Here is a 3,054-nt window from a genome sequence, read left to right as displayed (position 1 = left end):
ATTGTTCTGATATATCCCCAGTTAGCGAGTATCCAACAAGTCGTTGCATATATTCAATTAAGTCTTTGTCACCTTTAAATATTTGATTCAGGAAATTTGACCAAGTTGGATATTTTGCATTTTCGTCAAATTCAACATTTGTGATTTTTGAAATTCCAAGCTCACGATCGTGCTGCTGAAGATTTCCAGATTTCAAATTGATAATTCCATTTTCAACATTCAATAAAAATTTATGTTGATCAAAATCTTCACGCTCAGCTGGAACTAGTGGCATTAAATCTTTAATACTATTCATTCGGATATTTCTTCTTTCACACATCCGAGCCCACTTTGATTCTGATTCATCCTCAGATTTATAAAGGCCGCGTAATACTTTGGCTGTGATGCGTTCAATTTCTTTTTTATTGTCTACCTTCCACCGTTTTCCATCCCATATGAACCAACCAATATCGCTAACGTATTTAATGACATGACCATATTCATATGCAATTCGTTCGGCATTTCCAAGTTCAGTTAAACGGAATTTCTTTTTTGGTTTTTCCTCCACAACTTCTTCCTTAACATTGTGGAAGTCAAAAGAGAATTCTGCGAATTGTTCCTTGTTATCTAATATTGTTGTAGAGGTGGCAGAAATGGCTGTTGCTATCGTTCGTTCGCCATACGTTTCATTTGTATCTCTAAAATGGATAACATCCCATTTATCACGCATAAGAGCTGATTCACGAAACATAGTATCCATTCGTGTTGCTGATTTGCCAGTCCAAAATGCAAGGTGATTACATAAGGATAGATCACTGGCAGAATGATCGTTATTTATCAGGTTCCCATTAAATAATGAACGTATTTCATCGCCGTTTTTACTTCGGAAAATTCTTCCCCATAAAGCATCGTTTGTAATAGTGATTTCGTCTTTCTCAAATTCAGCTAAGTTGACTCGTCCTTGGATATCACTGTCATCGAAATATTGTTCGAACACTTCTGCCAGCTCATCCGTCCGTTCATACACTTCATTTGAATTTTCACGATTCCCAGAAAAAGTAAAGTATCGTCCGTATGAGTAAATTTCCAAACCATGCTTTGTATTTTTCCGACCGGTCCCTAAAACTGATTGTGGAAGGTTCCCTTTGATAATGATGTGAATGCCTTTTCCACTTGGAGAAAATTCCGTATAGCTGTCTAATGTATCGATAATTTCTGTTGAAAGAGTATTCGTCTTTCCATCTACAACACATTTATCAATATCGATCCCGATGTAATTGTCCTGCCGGCTAAATACAAACCCTATGCCGTCATAGTCGCCTTCTAAATAGAATTTGACTGCTGTTGCAAATGTTGACCAAGTACGCCTGTTGTTTGCCTGGGCCATTTCACCGTTCACTTGATACGGTACTTTTGTCGGCTTACCGCCGCGTGTTTCTGCCTTCCACAAGATCCACTGCGGAAGGGCTTTTAATTCAGCTGGAATCTCGTTAAAGTTGTATGGATTTTCTTTCATGTTGCTCATCTACTCCTCAACAACTTCAAATGCAGTTGCCTTAACTATCACCGAATTTTTAAAAAACCTTTTAGCACGCTTGGCACTCGTTAAATTGTCATGTGCTTTTATAGATGGGCGCGTGCTGCTTCCGCCTCCCATTGGAAAATTTGTTACTTCGCCTTTGTTATTTATGTTTGCGATTAGGTAAACATCATTTGTTTCTGATGTGCGATTGAGCATCAAATTCGCCTCATTTCACTGATTTTGGGTATAAAAAAGAGAAGCTAGTAAAATACCAACTTCTCTATTTAATTTTATTTAGAACGGGACATCATCATCACTGATGGTAATAGACGGTCCAGCTTGTTCTGGAGGACTCACCTTAGATGCATCGAAGAATCTAGCTTTAGCATATTTTTTTGATTTGTCTTTTTTATCTTCTTGATGCTTAACGGTAATAACCAAGTTTTTATTAAAAAGCTGTTTTGCCATATCATCAGCATCTTTAAATGTAGATCCATTTGGGAAGCCGCATGCTTTGATAAGACTATTGATCCGTTTAATGTTGTTTTCTTTATACTCAGGATCATCATTGTGGAAATATAACGTGTTGTACAAAATTTTTGCACCCTGATGAGCTTGTGGAACATCTGAACGCACCTCAAAGTCTAGATTTAATGTTGGGTGGCCCTGGAAATCTTGTGCATTTGCATTAATAATGATTGCCTCGTATTTCCCTTCTGCTACTAACTCAAATCCTGTGCTTACGTTTTCCTCATCAAATTTAAAGAATGACATTATTTATTTCCCCCTGTTTTCTCATTTGTGGATGACACTAATAATTCTTCTTGAACGCAGCCTTTACGATCATCAAGATGATTCTTGGCAAAAATACTCTGGTTACCTTCCAAAATAAATCCGCGTGTACCGTCTGCTTTTCTAATTAATCGAGCTACAACATGCACGATTCCCATAACATGATTGACGATTTTGTCACGTATATCCGGAATGAATTGGTTATATTGCTGCCCATCATCATGGATAATGCTGCGTGTAGTTTCCCAGGCAGTGTAGATGACGTTGGCATCTAATCCATTGAATGTTTCAATTACTTTCAATAAGTGGTTGTCGAATATAGCGTAGTCTTTTAATTCTGGCATTCCACTTTTCGTTTTTTCTCCCTTACTCATCAACCAAAGCTTTTGATAATGGGTAAGATTGTCCACAAAAACGTTATCGTAATTAGCGATATTCGCTTTTGCATGTGCATAAAAATCTAAAATGCTTTGGTGAGGATCGCTTGAGTCAATCTTGGCAACATCAACATTTGAGTAACCTTGCAATACCTGGCATGTACCATCAATATCGAGCACCAATGTTTTACCTGGCAGCAATCCAGCAACTGTTGTTTTACCGTCACCTGGCTTTGAGTAGATAATGACTTTCGCCTTTTCGCTTTTCTTAATTTTAGAGCCGTTTATGGTTTCCACTTTTAAACCCCCTTCCTATTCTTTAGAACCTATTTCTGCAGCTTTATTTTGTAGACTCTCTAACATTTCAGGGATATTAAGCCGCTG

4 protein-coding genes are annotated in these 3,054 nt (G+C 37.6%); all 4 read right to left on the bottom strand.

Annotation, left to right across the window (positions count from 1 at the left end; translation table 11 throughout):
* Nucleotides 1-1,495, bottom strand: a 1,495-nt coding sequence (locus CVN76_RS22515; protein ID WP_442857597.1) for a phage NrS-1 polymerase family protein, incomplete at its 3' end; no start/stop codon positions are given.
* 9 nt (nucleotides 1,496-1,504) lie between these two features.
* On the bottom strand, nucleotides 1,505-1,717 hold the full coding sequence (locus CVN76_RS22510; RefSeq protein ID WP_100533125.1) for a hypothetical protein: 213 nt from the start codon (nucleotides 1,715-1,717) through the stop codon (nucleotides 1,505-1,507).
* A 78-nt stretch (nucleotides 1,718-1,795) separates the two neighbouring features.
* Nucleotides 1,796-2,275: a DUF669 domain-containing protein gene (locus tag CVN76_RS22505; protein WP_100533124.1), complete on the bottom strand. Its 480-nt coding sequence runs from the start codon at nucleotides 2,273-2,275 to the stop codon at nucleotides 1,796-1,798.
* Nucleotides 2,275-2,967: an AAA family ATPase gene (locus CVN76_RS22500; protein WP_100533017.1), complete on the bottom strand. Its 693-nt coding sequence runs from the start codon at nucleotides 2,965-2,967 to the stop codon at nucleotides 2,275-2,277. The genes CVN76_RS22505 and CVN76_RS22500 overlap by 1 nt, the downstream gene beginning before the upstream one ends.
* Nucleotides 2,968-3,054 lie beyond the last annotated feature (87 nt).

The sequence above is a fragment of the Bacillus sp. mrc49 genome (genome assembly GCF_002803435.1).
Note: the sequence above shows the minus strand (reverse complement) of the source record. Positions and strands in the feature narration are given on the sequence as shown.